The sequence below is a fragment of the Pedococcus ginsenosidimutans genome, assembly GCF_039544395.1.
In the GTDB taxonomy this organism is placed as follows: domain Bacteria; phylum Actinomycetota; class Actinomycetes; order Actinomycetales; family Dermatophilaceae; genus Pedococcus; species Pedococcus ginsenosidimutans.
Genome location: NZ_BAABLO010000003.1, coordinates 1 through 19164 on the forward strand (window position 1 = coordinate 1; position 19164 = coordinate 19164).

Below are 19164 nucleotides of genomic sequence, written 5' to 3' on the forward strand. Positions count from 1 at the left end.
GCAAGATCCAGTACGAGCGCGGCTCGATCACCGTGGCCCCCGAGGTCGCCCAGGCCATCGTCGACGGCAAGTCCGTCGTGGTCGTCCACGGCGTGGACCACAACAACGACGGCAAGTACGACGGCGCGACCAAGAGCGACCTCGACCCGAGCCTGCCCACCGAGGCCACCGACCCGGCCATCTGTGGCGTCCTCGCCGCGGCGCCTGCCGGTGGCATGGACACCGGCGCGGGTGGCACGTCCACCGGCACCAACGAGGGCATGCTCGCCCTCGGTGGTGGCCTGCTCCTCGCGGCGGCCGGTACCGGTGTCCTCACCGCCCGCAAGGCGCGCAACCGCGCCTGATGAGCACCAGCACGAGGTTCGGTGACCGCCGCGGCACGATTGCCGCGGCGGTCACCGCCCTGCTGCTCCTGGTCGGCGGCTCGGCTCATCACGTGTGGTGGCGCGTTCGACCAGGCCACCGACCACTACGTCGACGACATCGTCGCCTTCGCCCACCTCGTCGGCTGACGCCCTGCCTACTGCACAGCACTGGTGAAGGTGTAGGCGCCGGCCGACCCGGGGGTCGAGACCTCGATGCGGAAGTCCCCTGCAGGGAGCGCCCACTCGTGGTGCCCGTTGATCGCACCCCAGCTCTTGCCGGTGGCGACCTCGACGAGCTTTGACCCGTTGCGCAGCGGCCACGAGTACGTGTCGGAATCGAACACGACCAGCTGGCCACCTTCGGCCACGGTGAACGTGTAGACGTCAGCCGAGGCCGTCGTCTCCAGGTTGCCGGCGCCCTCCGCCGCGACGCCACCGACCTTGCCCGGCTCGACCTTCTGGCCGACTTGATAGGTGAACGACTGTGTGTCCGGCTTCACGAAGCTGGTGAAGGTGTAGGCGCCGGCCGACCCGGGGGTCGAGACCTCGATGCGGAAGTCCCCTGCAGGGAGCGCCCACTCGTGGTGCCCGTTGATCGCACCCCAGCTCTTGCCGGTAGCGACCTCGACCAGGTTTGACCCGTTGCGCAGCGGGCCACTGTAGGTGTCGGAGTCGAAGACCACGGTCCTGCCGCCCTCGGGGACGCTGAACGTGTACGCGTCCTTGGACGCAGTGGTCTCCAGGTTGCCCGCCCCCGCCGCGGAGACGCCGCCGACCTTGCCCGGCTCGACCTGCTGCCCGATCTGGAACGTGAACGACTGCGGGTCCGGCTTCACGAAGCTCGTGAACACATACGTCCCACCGGAGCCCGGAGTGGTGACGTCGATCCGGTAGTCACCCGCAGGCAGGGCCCACTCGTGGTGCCCGTTGATCGCACCCCAGCTCTTGTCGGTGGCGACCTCGACCAGGTTGGACCCGTTGCGCAACGCCCACGCGTAAGTGTCGGAGTCGAAGACCACGGTCCTGCCGCCCTCGGGGACGGTGAACGTGTACACGTCCCTGGACGCAGTGGTCTCCAGGTTGCCCGCGCCGTCAGCGGCGAGACCGTTGACCTTGCCCGGCTCGACCCTCTGGCCCACCTCATAGGTGAACGACTGCGGCTCCGGCTTCACGAAGCTCCCGAAGGTGTAGGTGCCCGTCGATCCCGGCCACTCCACGTCGATGCGGTAGTCACCCGCGGGCAACGCCCACTCATGATGGCCATTGATGGCCCCCCAGCCCTTGCCCGTCGAGACCTCGACCAGGTTCGAGCCGTAGCGCAGCGGCCACGAGTAGGTGTCCGAGTCGAAGACCACGGTCCTGCCGCCCTCGGGGACGCTGAACGTGTACACGTCCTTGGACGTGGTGGTCTCCAGGTTGCCCGCCCCCGCGGCGGCGACGCCGCCGACCTTGCCCGGCTCCACCGACTGGCCCACGGTGTAGGTGAACGACTGCGGGAGGGCCTTGGCCATCGAGGTGAACGTGTAGGTGCCGGCGCCCCCGGGCGTGGTGACCTCGATGCGGTAGTCCCCCGCGGGGAGATCGAATACGTGGTGGCCGTTGAGGGTCCCCCAGTTCTTGCCCGTGGCGAGCTCGACGAGCTTGGACCCGTTGCGCAGCGGCCACGAGTAGTCGTCCGCGTCGAACACGACCTGCTGGCCACCCGCAGGCACGCTGAACGAGTAGACGTCCTTCGAGGCTGTCGTCTCCAGGTTGCCCGCCCCGTCCGCAGAAACACCGCCGACCTTGCCGGGCTCGACCTTCTGACCCACCTGGTAGGCGAAGTCCTGCTGGTCCGGCTTCACGAAGCTGGTGAACGTGTAGGTCCCGGTCGATCCCGGCCACTCCACGTCGATCCGGTAGTCACCCGCGGGCAGCGCCCACTCGTGGTGACCGTTCAGCGAGCCCCAGTTCTTGCCGGTGGCGACCTCGACGAGCTTCGACCCGTAGCGCAGCGGCCACGAGTAGTCGTCCGCGTCGAAGACCACCGTCGAGGTCCCTTCCGCGACCGTGAACGAGTACACGTCCTTGGACGTGGTGGTCTCCAGGTTGCCCGCCCCCTCAGCCGCAACGCCGCCGACCTTGCCCGGTTCCACCTTCTGACCCACGGTGTAGGTGAACGACTGCGGGAGTGCCTTGGCCGTCGAGGTGAACGTGTAGGTGCCGGCAGCCCCGGGGGTCGACACCTCGATGCTGTACTCACCCGCAGGCAGGTCGAACACGTGGTGACCGTTGAGTGCGCCCCAGTTCTTCCCGGTGGCGACCTCGACGAGCTTCGACCCGTTGCGCAGCGGCCACGAGTAGTCGTCCGCGTCGAACACGACCTGCTGGCCACCCGCAGGCACGCTGAACGAGTACACGTCCTTCGAGGCCGTCGTCTCCAGGTTGCCCGCCCCGTCCGCAGAAACACCGCCGACCTTGCCGGGCTCGACCTTCTGACCCACCTGGTAGGCGAAGTCCTGCTGGTCCGGCTTCACGAAGCTCGTGAACGTGTACGCGCCGGAGGCACCCGGGGTCGACACCTCGATCCGGTAGTCGCCGGAAGGCAACGCCCACTCGTGGTGACCGTTGAGGGCGCCCCAGTTCTTCCCCGTGGCGAGCTCGACGAGCTTCGACCCGTTGCGCAGCGGCCACGAGTAGTCGTCGGCGTCGAAGACCACCGTCGGCGTACCAGCCTCCACCGAGAAGGTGTACTCGTCCCTGGAAGCTGTCGTCTCCAGGTTGCCCGCACCCTCGGTCGCGATGCCACCGACCTTGCCCGGCTCGACCTTCTGACCCACCTCGTAGCCGAACGACTGCGTATCCGGCTTCACGAAGCTGGTGAACGTGTAGGTGCCTGCGGAACCGGGGGTCGAGACCTCGATCCGGTAGTCACCCGCGGGCAGCGCCCACTCGTGGTGACCGTTCAGCGAGCCCCAGTTCTTCCCCGTGGCGAGCTCGACGAGCTTCGACCCGTTGCGCAGCGGCCATGAGTACTCGTCGGCGTCGAACACCACCAGCCAGCCGCCCTCGGGGACGGTGAACGAGTACAGGTCTTTCGACGCTGTGGTCTCGAGGTTGCCCGCACCGTCGACGGCCACTCCACCGACCTTGCCCGGCTCGACCTTCTGGCCCACGTCGTAGGCGAATGCTTGTTCGTCCGGCTTCACGAAGCTGCTGAGCACGTAGGTGCCTGCGGCACCAGGGGTCGAGACCTCGATCCGGTAGTCACCGGCGGGGAGCTGCCACTCGTGGTGACCGTTGAGGGCGCCCCAGTTCCTCCCCGTGGCGAGCTCGACGAGCTTCGACCCGTTGCGAAGCGGCCACGAGTAGTCGTCCGCGTCGAAGATGACCTGCTGACCGCCCTCGGCAACGCTGAACGAGTAGACGTCCTTGGAGGCGCTCGTCTCGAGGCTGCCGGCACCATCGGCCGTGACGCCCCCGACCTTGCCCGGTTCGATCTTCTGCCCGACCTGGTACGCGAAGGACTGCTCGGCGGGCTTGACGAAGCTCGTGAACGAGTACGTTCCGGCGGTCCCGGGAGTCGAGACCTCGATCCGGTAGCCACCCGCGGGCAGCTGCCACTCGTGGTGTCCGTTGAGCGCGCCCCAGTTCTTCCCGGTGGCGACCTCGACCAGCTTCGACCCGTTGCGCAGCGGCCACGAGTACTCGTCGGCGTCGAGGACCACCGTCGAGGTCCCTTCCGCGACCGTGAACGAGTAGACGTCCTTGGACGTCGTCGTCTCCAGGTTGCCCGCGCCGTCCGCGGTCGTTCCCCCGACCTTGCCCGGTTCCACCTTCTGTCCGAGCTGGTAGTCGAACGTCTGGTCGGTCGGCTGCACGAAGACCTTGGCCTTGTACTCACCTGCGACGCCGCCACTCACGGCCTCGAGCCGGTAGCTCCCGGCCGAGGGCAGCACGTAGCGGGCGCTGCCACAGTTGTAGCGGATCGGCGTCAGGGCGAGTCCCGAGTCGAGGCTGCGCAGTGTGAGGTAACCAGAGGTGGCACACGGCGCCTCGATGACCAGACCGAGCGCGGCCTGCGCCTCCGAGACGGTGAAGGTGTAGTCGTCACGGCCACCAGGGGTCTCCAGCAAGCCGGCTCCCGCCACGGGCTGGTCCTTCGAGATGTCGAGGGGGAGGGTGACCGCAAACGTCTGCGCAGGCTCGGTGTCGAGGGTGAGGTGGAGATTGTCCACGGCGAGCGCCGTGTTCGTGAGGCCGTGGAAGTTGTGGGGCAGCACCTGCAGCTTGAGCACCTGCGTCGCATGGTCGATGGTCACCTGCACGTTGTAGACGCGGAACTGGGTCCCGTCCTCCAGCGTGCCTGCCCGCTCGAACCTCAGGCGGACGTCCGGGTCGGCCACCGTGGGGTTGCCTCCCTCCAGTGGGAGGTTCACGGCCGGACGGTCATCGATCCGGACCCCCACGCTCTGGGGGTTGTCGTCCGTCTCGGTCGGGCCATAGGCGACGAAGTCCAGACCGTAGGTGAGCCTGTCGTGCCGGGGCACGTTGGCCAGTGCCACGGAGTACGGCTTGGTGTCGAAGAGAGGGCCGGCCACCCGGGAGGTAGCGGGGTCGTCCATGTAGGTCTCTGAGGCGAGTGCCGCGGGCACGGGCGAGCCGAAGTCCTCGACCAGCTCCCCGTTGTCGTCGAAGGCGATCTGCGTCGGGTCGGTGGCAGACCCGACGTCGGCAGCGGCCCTCACGTACTTGTCGTCACCGGTGGACACGAGGTCGTAGATGCAGTCCTCGAGTGCGGGTCCCTCCCCCACCCCCTCGTTGCGGCAGGTCTGGTCCGCGACGTTCAGCTCGGCTGCGGAGAAGTCGGCCAAGGTCGTGATCTGGGCCGGGAATGTCTTGTCCGTGTAGGACTCCGTGGACTTGCCCTCCGCGTACGTGAATGCCGACTCCGCCTCGGTGATGCGCCAGGAGTCCGCGAAGCGCCCGTGGACGACGCGAGCCGGCGCATCCGCCGCCAGGACCTCTCCCTGGGCGGTGACCAGGTCCTTGTCAGCAACACCGTCGTTGTTGCCCAGCAGGCCCTTCGAACGGACGTCCTTGTCCAGCTTGACGCTGAGCGTGCCTCGGTTGAAGCGGACGATGGCGCTCGGGTTCTCCAGGGCCAGGATCCGCTCAGCACCCGACCGCAGCAGGACCGAGCCGTCTGCCATGGCCAGGCCCCCATCGGCAGGCAGCGCGGTGTCGTCGCCGTCGACCAGCACCTGGCCGTTGGTGCGGAGCTCCACGACCTGCGTGCCAACCTTGACGGCGATGGCGTCCGTCACCGAGATCGAGGAACCCATGGGGACGAACCTGGCCTGGATGTCGAGGTCCCCGGCCTGCACCATGTGGAACTCGCCCACAGCCTGGAGGTCGTAGGCACGTCCGTCCAAGGTGACGAGGTGGGGGTCGCCGAAGGAGTTGGGGTTGAGGGCGCACGAGCCGATCACACCGAGCACCACTCCGGCAGACACCACAGCGGCCGCGCCGCCGATGGACGCTCCGGCCGCCGTCTCCGCCGTCGCCACGGTCGTCGTGGTGGCCACCTCGGTCGCTGCCCCTCCGACGAGCACGAGGCGTGGCGCGACCGTGCGCACCTCCGCGTCGACCTTGGTGCTGGCCCAGCGTGCGGCGGTGAGGCCCAGCTCTGCGGCGTTGAGCAGGCACCCGCCGAAACCAGGGCCCTCGGGGTCCGGGGGCCCCGTCGGGGTGTCAGTGGGGGTGGGGGTCGCGGTCGCGGTGGCGGTTGCCGTGGCTGTCGGGACGGGGTCCTGCTGGCACGGCCGGGTCTCGATGGTCCGAGAGACCAGCAGGACACCGGCATCGTTCGAGGTCGTCGTGTACTGGTCCCAGATCTCGTCAGGCTGACCCGGCCCGCACTTCGTCCGGCTGTAGCGGAACTGGTCGACGAACGGCACACCCGCCCGCGGCCCGAGTGCGTCGGCCAGGGCAGGGCTCCCGAATGCCAGGGGTGCGGCGGGGATGTTCTGGAAGCGGAGCTGGGCGAGGTACGCCTGCACCTGCGCGGCCGCGTAGCCGAGGCCCTCGCCGCCTGCCGAGGCGTCCAGCTTGACCTCGGACACGTAGACGGTGGGCTTGTCGTCCGTGCGCCGGTAGACGAGCAGGTCGGGACGGAAGCTCCCCGGGGTGAGCCCCATGTACGAGCTCTTGGAGGTGTTGACGAGCCGGGTCTCCCACTGGAGGTTGGGGGTGATCCCGGTGGGCGACGTGTCGCCGTAGACACCGGTCTGGTTGAGCTGCGAGATGACGCGCGCCTGGGCGATCGCCTCGACGCGGTCGTTCTTCGACGGTGCCGCCTTGCAGTCGGTGTACGGGTCGTACATCGCGTTGGGCACCAGGGCACGGCTGTCGTTGTCACTCGTGCAGCGCCAGACATAGCCGCGGCTTCCGGTGTTGCTGAGGCCGCCGATGCAGTCGTTGATGCTCTGCGTCGTCGTCTGCACCGAGTTGGGAGGGCAGGTACCGGACGACTGTGTGGCCACTGCAGTGGCCGCGCTCGTCACGGTCTGAGCCGCCGCTGGCGACCCGGCCACGAGCCCCGCGACCACGAACATCGGCACCACGCAGAACAACCCGGCCAACACGCGTCGAATCATCGTCCTCCCCCTGTTTGCCCCTACTGATCCCCATTCAGCAGGAGGAAGGTAGCAGCCGGGTGCGCGTGTTTGTAGGCGTTTGCCGAAACTCGTCCCCGGAGACCACCATGTACCTCGTGAGCGTGACAGTGGAGGCGGGGCCGATCAGGGCTCGAGCGGCAGCGCTGCGGCGCACAGGATCTGCTGGCGTCCAGCTCCAGGTCCACCTGGAGGACCACCGTGGGACCGAGGTGTCCTCGGTGGAGGACGTCCTCACGGCAGCTCTCGACTCCTACAGGACCGGCGCGCACGCCCTCTACCCGATGGCCGGCGGTCTCTGGGTGGTCGTGCCCGGCGAGACGAAGTGGAAGGTGGTCGTCGACGCCGTCGCCGGCGCGCTGGAGGACGCCGGCGTCACCGCGACCCTGTCCGCTTCCCCGCTTCTCGACATCGACACCTTCCTGCCCCAGAAACCAGTCACACCAACGGTGTTCGGTGCCTTCACGATGGCATCGCCACTGGCTGACCTACCGGTGAACGCGCACGGGGTGCCCGAGTTCCGCTGGGGTGTGGACCCCGCCGTCACGGACCGTGCATTCTCCTCCGCCCTGGACTGGCTGGCCGGTGTCGACGGCGAGATGGAGTTGCGCGGCGCCGGCCCCCTCCTGCCCATGGATGCAGTGGGCGGCCCGGCAGTCCTCCACGCCAGTACCGGGTACGCCGACCAATGGCTGGTGGCGCACGCGCTCGGACAGGGGCCGGGCCAGGGGCAGGAGCACTACCGGGCCGTGCATTTCGCACACTGGGGCCAGGTCACCTGCACCGAGGTCGCGTCGGGCCGACAGGCTCCGCGGACCGCGGAGTCGCTGCTGAAGCCGATCACCGAGCTCGCCTCGTCGTTGGACGCCGCGGCTGTGTGGCTCGCCAACCCTCTCTTCCCGTCGTGGAGCAGCCTCCTGCATGGTCCCCAGTGGATCCTTCGCCGAGACCTCTGGGCCAGCCATGTCCTGGACGTCGCCGGCATCCAGCTCCTCAGCTCCGACCAGCTCGACCGGGCCAGCGACCTCGCGGCGTGGAGTGTGGAGCGGGTGAGTGACGACCGATGGCTCGTCAGCGCCAAGGACCTGAGGGCTTGGTATGACGCCCCGGATCCGGTGGCTTGGGGACAGGGACGCTTCCCCGAGCCTGCGATGGTCGCAGCCGCACGGGCGGACTTCGGCGAGCTGGTCATCCAGCCCGAGGCGCTCTAGCGGCTGAGGTTTCGCTTGACGTCCTTGGCGCCGAGGCCGGCGACGGCTGCGCCGAAGGCCTCCTCGGCCGAGCGTCCCCGCTCCTGCTCGAGTGCGTGCAGCAGGCCGAAGGTGAAGGCGTTGTCGCCCTCGCGGTGTGCGTCGATCCCCCACTGCCGCAAGGCAGCCCGCGCCACCACGGAGTCCTGGTGCTCGCCGAGCGCAGACTGGACCTTCTTGGCCCGGCGAGCCACCTTCCTCGCCCCGGGGCCGAGGACGTGCTGCGCACTCTCGGCTGCGTACCGCAGGCGCTTGGCCTTCTTGCGCACGGCGTGCAGGGCTGGATCGCGGTCGGCGCCGTCCGCGGCACGGGCGCGCCTCGTCGCTTTCCGCACTGCTCGGGCACTCTTCTCCAGCAGCGGCGGCAGCACCTCGTCGGCCCTCTCCCCGGCCAGGTCCGACCACTGCGGCGCCTCCACCAGGTCGTCGAGGAGGTCTAGCAGCCGGTAGTAGCGCTCGCTGCGCATGGCCTCGTCGGCGGCCTCGGCGCCTGCTCTTTGGGCCTTCGACAGGTCCCTGTCGATGCGCGAGGCGACAGGACCGAGGACCAGCTCAGCCGGCTGGTCCCCGACCATTGCAGCCAGCCGCTGCCGCAGGACCTCGGCGTCCCTCGCCGGCGCGAGCACCTGGCCCACCCACCGGAGCTCCCCGATGACCAGGTCGTTCGCGCCGGCCACCCTCAGTGGTGCGAACGCGTCCAGGGCGGAGCGGAGCCGGCGGGCCGCGATCCTCAGCTGGTGGACGGCCCTGCGGTCACCCTCGCGCACTCCCCGGTCCTGGCGGACGATGGCCGCGACCTGGACCTGGACGTGCTGGAGCAGCACCGTGCCGGCCGTCGTCCTGCGACCCCGCCGTCGGCCGCGACCCGTCGAGCTGCCGGTGTCGTCGCGGCGGTGCGCCACGTCCCCGAGCACCCGTCGCACCTTCGACGACGACGCCGACACCACCGCGCCACACTCGAGGAGCGGGACCTCCAGGCGCTCGAGCAGGTCGGCGGCCCGGCCCTCCTCGAGCTCCAGCTCCACCTCTCGCCAGGACAGCTCCCGGTCGGGCGCGAGCAGGCTCTGGGCCACGACTCGGTCGTCGCACAGCGTCGCGAACGCCCGTCCCGCGTCGTCGAGGACCGCCTGCTGGAGCCGGTGCGTCCTCACTCTGGCGACCGGTCGCAGCGGACGGTCGCGGACGATCGCCCGGACGGGTTCCAGCAACCGCGACGGCACCGTCCGCACCGCGCGCCCGAGTGGGACCTGCAGCTCCGTACGCCGGTCGTCCTCACGCGGGAGCTTCAGGTGCCACCCGTCGTCGACGCCGCCCGTGCGCCGGCGGACGCTGATGCCGTGCCGGTGCAGGTCCATGCCGGCCGTGTCGAAGTAGACCGCCTCGAGGTCGTGCACCTCCTGCTGGCCCAGGGACGCCACCCCGTCGACGGTCGTGAGCGCAGGCAGCCGCAGGTCGTCGGCGACGTCGTACTTGCGCTCCACCTCGTCGTGCCGGGCGATGCTCGAGCTCATGGCTCATCGTCGCGCAGATCCTCGACCGTTGCCCTGCGTTCCGGATACCGCGGAACCAAAGGCAGCCGCCGCGAGCGTGGCCGAGCCTCCGCAGGCCCATTGGCGAGCCGGGACCGGTGCCATGCGCGGGCCAGCTCGCGCACGTCGCCGGTGCGCACGACCTCCTGCGCGAGGAGTGCAGTGCCGTCTTGAGCTCGGTTGCGAGCCTCGTGTCCAGCAGTCCCTCGGAACCGGAGCTCCGCGATCATGGCCCGGTCGACTGACCTTCCTCCACGCGGGCCCGCAGAGCGTCGATCTGTGCGCGATCAGCAGCAACCGCTCGACGGGAGGACCTCAGAGGAGGGTGCGCAGCGCGTCGGGGACGATGTCCACCCGTACCGCGGTGCCCGTGGGCAGCTCGACGACCTCGCCGTCCACCTGCAGGGGGAGCGGGGTCACGGTGGTGAACGCGTACGTCCGGACGCTCGGCTGCTTGCCCAGCCCGGTCGTGCTGGCCTTGATCGCAGTCGCGAGGATGCGCCACTTGGCGGTGTGCCGAAGGGTGATCACCTCGAACATGCCGTCGTCGGGCCTGCCCTGGTCCTCGGCCAGTGTGGCCACCTTGGCCATCTGCGCGATGTTGGCGAAAACCAGGCTGTCGAAGCTCTCGCGACCGGCGTCGTCGGTCTCGATCTCGAAGGGGCGGAACTTGGCGAAAGACCGCACGACGGTGACCATCTCGCGCAACGAGCCCTTGCCACCCTTCTCGAGATCGACTGCCACCACTGGGGTCAGGCCGAGCCCGATGTACGAGTGGGCATGGCGCACGACTCGGCCGTCGGGACCGTCCGAGGTGAATCGGAGGAGGTCTATCCGGCTGACGTCCCCACGGATGATCGCTTCAGCCATGGGCTGTTCCTGCGTCGCGCGCCGGTGGTCGTTCGCGTTGCCCGCAGCCAGGACCGCAGCCACGGCCTGCTCGTTCCCTGCCTGCATCACACCGTTGACGACCTCGTTGTAGCCACCGTCCCCACTCACCGAGACGACGAGCGGCACACCGCTCCGGGCGACAGTGCGCGCCAGCTCGGTGGCGTGGCCGGCGTGCTCAGTGGGGAGCATCTCGACGACGAGGTCCGGCGACCGTTGCGCCAGGTCTCGTCGCAGGTCGGCGGCTCGCTGCTGGGCCTCGCCAGTGCTGTTGGGGTTGAAGATCAGGACCACGCGGTCGAATGAGGGCACGCCCTGAGGGTAAGCGCGTTCGCAACAAGCCGTTGACCAGCGCGTTCGTCCCATTTTCAACGCCCGCTGAATTGACAGGGGAGGCCTGCTCAGACAGTCTTCAGGGACCGCATGAAGCGGCCGCCTCGTCGAGGCCGGCCGCCGCCCCCTCACTCGGAGGGGTTGAGTGTCCAACAGAGGGCCATTGCGCGGAATCCGATCCACACCTCCAAACTCGTCGGAGGAAACAGGAGTCCACATGGCTACCCAGACCACCACTGATGTCCACACCGCTCGCGGCTCGCGCCGTTGGGTGACCGAGACCCGTCCTGCGGCCAAGACGACCGAGCTGATCGCGTACGTCGCCGCTGTGCTCGCGGTCGCACTGACGGCTCTCTTCGTCGGAGACGGTGGAGACGGTGGCGCTGACCCGTTCAGCGCCGAGCAGGCCCTTCGATACATCACCTTCCTCACGATCGGCTACATGGTCGCCCGAGGCTTGGCCAAGTCGGGGACGCGCGGCAACGACAGCGACCACGACGCCTGACCAATGCCTTGACCTGAACTGCCGCCGGCCCCGCAACGACCTCGTGGGGGCCGGCGTCAGCTCATCTTCTGCAGGACTGAGGAACTCACCATGGGCGCAGCCCGCAGCAACCGGTTCCGGCTGGGGCCCATCCCCAACTACTCGGCCACGACGGCGAACGGCACGAGGGTCTCCTGCGCGGGATGCTGTCTCCCGCTCCCCCTCGGATGCCTCGCGAGCGTCGTGGCGCTACTCGTGCCGCTGGCCGCAGCAGTCATGCGGCGTCGGCGCGATCGCTGATCCTCCCATCGAGGTTCGGCGACCCCAGCGCGACAGGACGCCGTCCCGGCACACCGGCTGAGGCAGGACTTCGGGCCCAGGTCGTCCAGACGTCACGACCGCTCAGCTGCGGTACTGCTCAACCATGGGACAGGTGAACGGATCTCGTTGCCCCAGCCCCACCTGGTTGAGGTATCGGACGACGATGGCGTACGAAGCTACCAGGCCGGTCTCCGCATACGGCACGTCCATGCTGGTGCAGTAGGCCCGCACCAGGGGCCGGGCGTGGCGAAGGTTGGCCCTGGGCATGCTCGGGAACAGGTGGTGTTCGATCTGGTAGTTCAGCCCGCCCATGGCCGCGGTGAGGAACGCCCCACCGCGGATGTTGCGGGACATCAGCACCTGGCGTCGCAGGAAGTCGACTCGCGAGCCGCGGGGCACGATCGGCATCCCCTTGTGGTTGGGGGCGAACGCCCCACCGAGGAGCACCCCGAACACTCCGAGCTGCACGGTCAGGAATGCCGCGGCCTTGAGCGGGTCCAGGGCAAGCACCACCAGCGCGACGTAGCCGCCGAGGCGTGTCAGGAGGAGGGCGAGCTCAAGGCGTCGCCACGCCAGCTCCTTGTTGACCACGACGGCCCTCAGGCTCGCGGCGTGCAGGTTCAGCCCTTCCAGCAGCAGCAGCGGGAAGAAGAGCGCCCCCTGGTGAGCGCCCATCCAGCGACCTGCTCCTGAGCGACGTGCTGCATCCTCTGGTGTGAAGACCAACCCGCCGGGGGCGATGTCCGGGTCGCGGCCGACCTGGTTCGGGGCGCTATGGTGCCGACTGTGCTTGTGCGTCCACCAGCCGTAGCTCAGCCCCACCACCCCCGTGGACAGGACCCGTGCCAGCCACTCGTTGCCGCTGGAGCTGGACAGGACCTGGCGGTGCGCCGCGTCGTGGCCCAGGAACCCGAACTGCGCCAGCACGAACGCCAGAAGCACGGCGGTGGCCAGCTGCCACCACGAGTCTCCGAGGGCGACGGCCAAGGACATCACCACCCCGAGGCCCAGGGTCAGGGCGACGCCCAGCAGCAGGTAGAAGCCCCGCCGGCGCTCCATGAGGCCGGCTGCCCGGATCTCGACAGCCAGCTGCGCGTAGTCACTGGGTGGCCTGACTCGCCGCGCCACAGGCGGGGCCCGTGTCACTCCTGCCGCGCGGGCGCCGACGTCGCTGCCCGTTGCCACCGCGGGCTGCCGATGGTCCATGGATGCCCCGTCTCGCCGTCTTGACGCCGCCGGGGTCCAGGGCAACTCACTTTGGTCCCCTGACTCAAACACCACTGCCCCACTCACGCAACCGGGCGAGCATGGTCCGCCGGTGCGCAGTGCCGCCCGGACGTGGGAGGCGCGACCAGGCGCCCCCACGACGACAGGGAGCCTGCTCGAGGAGACCGCAGTGCCAGACTGGGAGTGACGTGCTGGAGAGAGCCGACGAGGGGACTTGAACCCCTAACCCCCTGTTTGCCTGCCCGGGGGTTCTGGCGGCTTCGGATCTTGCTGTGCGCGGCGGTTCTGAGCACGGATCTCGGCCGGGTGGTCGCGGTAGAGCGCAGACACCTCGGTGCGTCTCGGGCTCAAAGCGTGGGGCAAAAGGATGGGTCGGCGGCTCGGGCCACCACGCGGGCCTGCGCAGTGACCTCGGGCTTGGGTGGCTGGGAATTGCCCGGCTGCGATGCCGGTGCGGGAGCCCCTTGGACTGGTCTGAGAAGGGATGCCATACGGGTGGTGAGGGCTGGGGCTTGCGGCAGCCAGGCACGCGCCGGCCCCTGCCGTCATCAGCGCAGTGGGCGTGACCACTGACCGAACTGAGAGCAGCGCCCTGGGATTGAACCCGGGCGCTGCTTCATGCCGCGGCCTGATCGCCGAGCCACCCAACCACGCACCTCTGGGCGACGTGTCTGTGAAATACCGAGGCGTCTCAGAAGAGACCGGCACCTTGCTCCACGCATCGCGGTGGCCCGACACTCGCACCCATGATGCACGAAGGTCGAGACCGACGGCGCAGTCCGGCCGCTTTCCGATGAGCAGGGACGAGGTGGCGATCGGAATCATCTCGGCGCCGGGGGCGGCCGCCGAGCATGCGTCGATCCTCGCCGACGACCTGCACGCCGAGCTGACCTCTCACGTGCCCACCGTCACGTGGCGCGTGTCCACCGTGGTCGACGCCCTCGTGCATCCACCCTCCGACGACGCAGCCCTCGTCGCCGCGGCACGGGACCGGCTCTTGAAGGCAGGGTGGGATCTGGTCGTCTGCCTCACCGATCTACCACTCAAGGCTCACCGTCGACCGGTGGTGGCGCACGCGAGTCCGCTGCACGGCGTTGCCGTCGTGTGCCTCCCGGCGCTCGGCGCCATCGGGCTGCGTAGACGGATCCGGGACACTGTCGTCGGGCTGGTGCGCACCCTGCTCGGCGACACTGCGGATCACGCCCTCTCGAGCAGTGCCGCCGGGCTCGGACGCAGTGCTGGCGAGCTCGGCAGGAGCCAGCAGCCGGACGGCGACGGCAGTGTCATGTTCACCGCGAGGGTGCTCACGGGCAACCTGCGACTCCTGGTCGGGATGATTCGGGCCAACCAGCCGTGGAGACTTGCCATCGGCCTCTCGAGAGCGCTGACCGCCGCTCTGGCAGCTGGGGTGTTCGCCCTCGTCACCCCGGACATCTGGCAGCTGAGTGCCGCGCTCGGCTGGGTTCGGCTCTCGGGGATCGGTGTGGCGTCCGTCGTCGGGATCACGGTCGCCCTGATCGCGGGCGCGGGCCTGTGGGAACACACGTCGCACCCGGTCGGTCGCAAGCAGGTGGCCCTCTTCAACCTGGCTACCGCGGCGACGGTCGTCCTGGGTGTGCTCTTCCTCTACGCCGCACTGCTCCTGCTCGCCCTCGTGACCTCACCGGTCCTGGTGCCCGCACCACTGCTCCAGGCGGGCACCGGGCATGCGGTGCACCTCGGCGACTACGTGAAACTGGCGTGGCTCACCAGCTCCCTCGCGACAGTGGGCGGTGCCCTCGGGGCCGGTCTGGAGAGCGACGAGGCGGTCCGGGCCGCCGCGTACACATACCGGCAGGAGTCGCGTCAGAACGCGAGCGAGGAGTGACCGAGCGCCCGTCCGCGGCGTCCGACACGTGCGCGCCAGGCTGGTTCCCGTGGCGCGTCAGCCCAGGGCTCGTCACCCCACGGCTCCGCTCAGGCCTCGGCGGTCGGCTCCTGTCTGCGTGGCAGGACGGTGAGGACCATGCCGATCCAGGTGCGGAACTCGGCCATGTACGCGCGCAGGAACTCCTCGGTGGACTCGTCGGTGACCTCGCCGTCGTCGTGGAATACGTCTGGGGAGTACTGGATGTAGGCCTCGGGTGAGGTCATCTGGCGGGCGTTGCAGAAGCTGAGCACACCACGCAGGCTCTGTTGACCCATGGCCGTACCGATCTGGCCGATCGAGGCCCCGATCACGGCGGCTGGGATGTGGTCGAAAGAATTCTGTCCCCATGGTCGCGACGCCCAGTCGATCGCGTTCTTCAACGCCCCGGGGATGGAACGGTTGTACTCGGGGGTGACGAAGAGGATCGCGTCGACGGCCGCGATCGACTCCTTGAGCGCTCGGGCCTCGGGCGGGTAGTCCTGGTCGAAGTCCGGGCTGTACAGCGGCAGGTTGCCGATGGGGATCTCGCTGAACTCCAGGTCGTCCGGAGCCACCCGGATGAGGGCCTTGGACAGGATGCGGTTGATCGACGTCGATGACAGGCTTCCGACGAAATAGCCGACCGTGTACGTGGTCACGTGTTCCTCCTCGTTTCGTGATTTCTCGGGGTGTTGCGGTGGGTCACCGACGTCCTTCGGCCTCCAGGAACTCGTGGACCTGGCGGATCGCGACCGAACCCTCACCGACCGCAGAGGCGACGCGCTTGACCGAGCCACTGCGTACGTCGCCCACGGCGAACACGCCCCGGCGGCGGGTCCCGAACATGCCGTCCGAGCCATCGGCCGCCGGCCCGGTGAGTATGAAGCCCTTCGGGTCCAGGGGAAGCTCCCCCTGGAGCCATGCGGTGTGGGGGGCCGCACCGATCAGCATGAACAGCGCTCGCGTCGCCACGCGCTGCTCGTCATCCGACTGGAGCTGGTGCAGCAGCACCTCCTCGAACCCTTCCTCCCCGATGAGCTCGCGCACCTCGCTGTCGCGCCAGACCGTGATGCGTGGCGACTGCTCGACGCGGTCGGCCAGGTAACGGGACATGTCCCTTCCCAGGTCGTCGTGACGGATGACCAGGTTGACCACGGGCGACCGACGGGCCAGGAAGCAGGCCGCCTGACCCGCCGAGTTGCCGCCTCCCACAACGGTGACGGGGTCCTGTCGGCACAGCCGGGCTTCGAACTCCGTGGCGGCGTAGTAGACGCTGCTGCGCTCGAGACGGTCCAACCCCGGGACGTCGAGACGTCGGTAGCGCACACCCGTCGCGACGAGCACGGCGTGGGCGACCAGGCTGCCCCCGTCGGCCAGCCCCACCACGTGGTACCCGTCGGCCTCCGTGAGCGAGGTTGCCTCGCCGGGGATGCTGAAGGCGGCGCCGAACTTGCGGGCCTGCACCACGGCGCGGTCAGCCAGCTCAAGCTCACCATGTCCTCGACGCTGAACTCACCCGAGCGGAGGTAGGCGTCCGACGACCGTTCGACGTCGAGCTGCGCCGATCGTCGCGAGTAGTCGGGCCCGGGCTGGCCGACGGCCCGGTCCCGGACCAGCGCAGGCTCGACGTCGTCGATCAGGCACATGCACTTGTCGCCCTGACGCAACCCCTCCTCGATGAAGGGGTACAGCAATCGGTCGCGCTGGGCCGGGCCCGAGTAGAGCGCACAGAAGTGCGTTCCTGGCTTGACGACACCGACCCCCGGGATCCCAAGGCTCAGACCGTTCATGATGGCCACCGTTCACCGGTTTCCGAGGTGCACGTAACACTACGCGCCATCGGCACCCTGCGCCTTTACCTCGGCCGCCCCGCGTCCGCTCAGTAGTCGACTCCCCGCAGCGGAACCACCAGGGGTGACGCGGTGATGCGTCGTTCGGCCTCGGTCAACAGCGACGCCGGGTCGCCGTTGAAGAGGTCCACCCCCTCGGCGACGCAGATCATCATCGAGTCGAGTGACCTCACCGGGAACGTCCACTTCAGCCTGGTTCCGGCTGGCAAGACAGCCCTCATGAGCTGGATGCAGGACAGGCCCGTCCGCCTGCCTGCCCAGGAACCTCCCTGCAGGAGCCAGGCACCCGTGGCGCCCAACCGTTCACACACTGCCACGGTCTCGGCCGCAGTCAGCCCGTCGGTGTCAAGCACCACCCGCACTCGCACTCCACACGCCCGCATTGCCTCGACGAGCACGCTGGTGTCGTCGGCGAGACGACGCCAGCCGTCCGCCCTCAGCCGGCCGACGGTGGCAAGCACCCCGACTTCGTTCGCGCCTTCTGCTGCCAGCCGTCGAGACTCTGCGATCAACTCCCTGGGGGTGAGCGGCTCGACGTCACCGCCCTTGCTCCACCCGGGAATGGTGACCAGGCCGACCGAGGTACCAGCGAGGTGCAGTCCCACTGCGGGCACGTCCCCGGGCAGGGCAACCACGCTGGACAGCCCGCGGCGGACAGCGAGAGCACATCCGTCGCGCAGCGTGTGTGGTGTCGACTCGGAGAGGTAAAGGCGGTGCTCGAGCCTGGCTGCCACCTCACCGAGGGTCAGGGTCCGCCGAGCCCTGGTGACCGGCGTCGCCGGATCGTGCCCCGCGTTGTCAAAGACTGCACCCACGTCGTCCCCTTCATACGAAGGCTCGATCCCTATGCCGGTCCCACCGGACCCGGGGCCCACGGCAAGGTCCCGATGGAGGCGGGTGGTCCCGGACATGGGGGACGGCCCGGGACCACCCGCTGCGTTGCCACTATGGGAGAGCCGAGACCCTTCCTCCTAGCCGTTTCGCGCACACCGATGGCCACATCGCGCAGGGCGCTGAGAGCGCACCTCGCGCGGCTTTGTCTCCAGGCGCTACCCGGGCGGTCTCTGCAGGGTCCGGGAGGGGAGCTCTCCGAACTCACGGCGGTAGGCCGCAGCAAAGCGGCCCAGGTGCAGCATCCCCCAGTCGTAGGCCACGGACTCCACCGTGGTGCTCCCCGGCGTCGCCGCCACCAGGTCCCCGTGGATCCCTCTCAGCCGCAGGTCGCGCAGGTAGGCCATCGGCGGCTGCCCCACATGCGTGTGGAAGCCACCCTGCAGTGAGCGCACACTGAGGTGAATAGCTCGAGCCAGGACGGTGCTCGACCACGGCTCTGCGGGGCGCTCGTGCAACAGGTCGACGGCTCGTGCGACGGCGGCAGGGGCGGCGGGCCGGGCATGCCGTTGGATCTCATCGAGGTAGCCGTGGGGGTGACCCAGGATGAGCGCGTCGAGCAACCCCCTCTCCAGCTGGCGGCCGGCGCGCGGACGTTCCAGCAGACGTGCCGGGCTGTCCAACTCTCGACCGATCAAGTTCGCCATGCTGTGCCACACCCGCCCCTCGGGCGTGGTGAGACTCATGTGAAAGGGCAGCCGAAGGGGCGTCTTGACGGCATGTCCCAGGAGCCCCTCGAGCTCCGTCTCCAGTGTCGAGCTCGGGACCATGACGCACAGCTGGACAGCGTCCGAGCTCCACTCCATGGTGGCGGGGGCACCCTCTGGGAAGGCCGCGGCCGAGCCGATCGTGGTGGCGTGTGGTGCAGAGCGGCCCACGCGAGACACGGCGGTCCCCGCCAGGGGCGTGTTGACATGGATGTGCCGAGCCTCCTCGGTGACCAGCCGGATCCGGCGTCCGTAGCCGAGCCGCCCAGCCGTTGTCGTCCCGAGACGGGCAGCGGTCAGGAGCATGGACAGCCGACCTGGCTCCAGTGTCTCGATGCTGTGCGGCAGGTACGCGCCGGCGACGGCTGCCTCGGCCTCATCCGGCGCCGTCGCCCGCAGAACCGTCACCGACGGCGCCCCCGGCGTACCGCCCTCCCCCTTCGAGGCGCCGGCGGCCTGACCGGGTGGACCGTCGATGCCGTACGGCTTCTCCGTGCTCATCCGCACCACCCCCGTGCCTGCCGGGACACACTGGCGACGGCGAGGCTACCGGCGGGCCTGGTCCACCGCGAGGTGGTGAGGCGTAGTCGCGGCCCGAACATGTCGTGCACCACTATCACTCTTCCCCTGGGTGGGCCCGAACCCGAAGAGACCAGCGTGGTGTCACATTGATTCGTGCCCTAATTGTTTGTGCACACACGATACAGCGGCTCTCGTCGTGACCGAAATCGTGGCCCGCTGGGTCCGGTGGTGCGCCGTGGCTGCGGAGCAGCTA

At 69.1% G+C, this 19164-nt stretch carries 12 protein-coding genes and 2 pseudogenes; 5 read left to right on the plus strand and 9 right to left on the minus strand.

The annotated features are described in order from the left end of the window. A pseudogene (locus ABEA42_RS04415) lies at window positions 1–344 on the plus strand (hypothetical protein); the annotation flags it as partial. 21 nt (window positions 345–365) lie between these two features. Further along, window positions 366–512, plus strand: a complete 147-nt coding sequence (locus ABEA42_RS04420; RefSeq protein ID WP_345501433.1) for a hypothetical protein — start codon at window positions 366–368, stop codon at window positions 510–512. Window positions 513–520: 8 nt separating this feature from the next. Here the strand turns inward: ABEA42_RS04420 and ABEA42_RS04425 are convergent, their stop codons facing one another. Next, entirely contained in the window at window positions 521–7003 is a 6483-nt protein-coding gene (locus ABEA42_RS04425; RefSeq protein ID WP_345501434.1) for a VWD domain-containing protein, read from the minus strand. Window positions 7004–7119: 116 nt separating this feature from the next. On the opposite strand from ABEA42_RS04425, the gene ABEA42_RS04430 reads away from it, so the two are divergent. Next, window positions 7120–8232, plus strand: a complete 1113-nt coding sequence (locus tag ABEA42_RS04430) for a hypothetical protein (protein ID WP_345501435.1) — start codon at window positions 7120–7122, stop codon at window positions 8230–8232. Here the strand turns inward: ABEA42_RS04430 and ABEA42_RS04435 are convergent. After that, window positions 8229–9782, minus strand: coding sequence for a CYTH and CHAD domain-containing protein (locus ABEA42_RS04435; protein WP_345501437.1), 1554 nt, complete (start codon window positions 9780–9782; stop codon window positions 8229–8231). The genes ABEA42_RS04430 and ABEA42_RS04435 overlap by 4 nt on opposite strands. Window positions 9783–10115: 333 nt before the next feature. Then, a complete protein-coding gene (locus ABEA42_RS04440) occupies window positions 10116–11000 on the minus strand; it encodes a diacylglycerol/lipid kinase family protein (protein WP_345501438.1) in 885 nt (294 codons plus the stop codon). 238 nt (window positions 11001–11238) lie between these two features. Here ABEA42_RS04440 and ABEA42_RS04445 point away from each other — a divergent pair, with 238 nt between their 5' ends. After that, window positions 11239–11526: a hypothetical protein gene (locus tag ABEA42_RS04445; RefSeq protein WP_345501439.1), complete on the plus strand. Its 288-nt coding sequence runs from the start codon at window positions 11239–11241 to the stop codon at window positions 11524–11526. A gap of 381 nt (window positions 11527–11907) precedes the next feature. On the opposite strand, the gene ABEA42_RS04450 is transcribed toward ABEA42_RS04445, so the two are convergent. Next, window positions 11908–13032: an acyl-CoA desaturase gene (locus ABEA42_RS04450; RefSeq protein ID WP_345501440.1), complete on the minus strand. Its 1125-nt coding sequence runs from the start codon at window positions 13030–13032 to the stop codon at window positions 11908–11910. Window positions 13033–13615: 583 nt separating this feature from the next. Here ABEA42_RS04450 and ABEA42_RS04455 point away from each other — a divergent pair. Continuing rightward, complete coding sequence (locus tag ABEA42_RS04455) at window positions 13616–14920, plus strand: hypothetical protein (RefSeq protein WP_345501442.1); 1305 nt, start codon at window positions 13616–13618, stop codon at window positions 14918–14920. A gap of 89 nt (window positions 14921–15009) precedes the next feature. Here the strand turns inward: ABEA42_RS04455 and ABEA42_RS04460 are convergent, their stop codons facing one another. From ABEA42_RS04460 to ABEA42_RS04475, 5 genes and pseudogenes are all read right to left on the minus strand, one after another. Then, window positions 15010–15600, minus strand: coding sequence for an NADPH-dependent FMN reductase (locus ABEA42_RS04460; protein ID WP_345501443.1), 591 nt, complete (start codon window positions 15598–15600; stop codon window positions 15010–15012). Between the two features lie 43 nt (window positions 15601–15643). Next, complete coding sequence (locus ABEA42_RS04465; RefSeq protein ID WP_345501445.1) at window positions 15644–16405, minus strand: NAD(P)/FAD-dependent oxidoreductase; 762 nt, start codon at window positions 16403–16405, stop codon at window positions 15644–15646. A 35-nt stretch (window positions 16406–16440) separates the two neighbouring features. Next, window positions 16441–16731 (minus strand): annotated as a pseudogene (locus tag ABEA42_RS18500) (MEDS domain-containing protein); the annotation flags it as partial. An 89-nt stretch (window positions 16732–16820) separates the two neighbouring features. Next, window positions 16821–17525, minus strand: a complete 705-nt coding sequence (locus ABEA42_RS04470; protein ID WP_345501447.1) for a beta/alpha barrel domain-containing protein — start codon at window positions 17523–17525, stop codon at window positions 16821–16823. 315 nt (window positions 17526–17840) lie between these two features. Then, on the minus strand, window positions 17841–18890 hold the full coding sequence (locus tag ABEA42_RS04475; RefSeq protein WP_345501539.1) for an AraC family transcriptional regulator: 1050 nt from the start codon (window positions 18888–18890) through the stop codon (window positions 17841–17843). Window positions 18891–19164 lie beyond the last annotated feature (274 nt).

What these genes read in the sequence shown, in the direction of transcription:
- ABEA42_RS04425 (WP_345501434.1), bottom strand. Translation starts at nt 7,003, where the DNA reads ATGATTCGACGCGTGTTGGCCGGGTTGTTCTGCGTGGTGCCGATGTTC.
- ABEA42_RS04475 (WP_345501539.1), bottom strand. Translation starts at nt 18,890, where the DNA reads ATGAGCACGGAGAAGCCGTACGGCATCGACGGTCCACCCGGTCAGGCC.
- ABEA42_RS04435 (WP_345501437.1), bottom strand. Translation starts at nt 9,782, where the DNA reads ATGAGCTCGAGCATCGCCCGGCACGACGAGGTGGAGCGCAAGTACGAC.
- ABEA42_RS04445 (WP_345501439.1), top strand. Translation starts at nt 11,239, where the DNA reads ATGGCTACCCAGACCACCACTGATGTCCACACCGCTCGCGGCTCGCGC.
- ABEA42_RS04450 (WP_345501440.1), bottom strand. Translation starts at nt 13,032, where the DNA reads ATGGACCATCGGCAGCCCGCGGTGGCAACGGGCAGCGACGTCGGCGCC.